The organism is Sulfitobacter sp. HI0129, from assembly GCF_001635395.1.
In the GTDB taxonomy this organism is placed as follows: Bacteria; Pseudomonadota; Alphaproteobacteria; order Rhodobacterales; family Rhodobacteraceae; genus Sulfitobacter.
The window spans coordinates 1-210 of record NZ_LWGH01000081.1; the positions used below are offsets into that span (position 1 = coordinate 1).

The window sequence follows — 210 nt, forward strand, 5'->3', positions numbered from 1 at the left end:
TGGCCAGACGCCGGAAACCATCGCCAAGACCTTCGGTACCACGGTCGCCGCTGTCAAAGGCCGGTTGCGTTATGGGCTCATCCATCCCGACATCCGTGCCGCGGCCCGCGCCAAATCGATCACGCTCGACACGATGAAAGCCTTCGCCGATCACCCGAGCCAGGAGGTGCAAAGGGAGGTCTTCGAGGCGCTCACCAAGGAGGACAACTA

General features: G+C 62.4%; 1 pseudogene. It reads left to right on the forward strand.

Annotated elements, in window-relative coordinates:
* Window positions 1–210: pseudogene (locus tag A3764_RS00835) on the forward strand (ParB/RepB/Spo0J family partition protein); the annotation flags it as partial.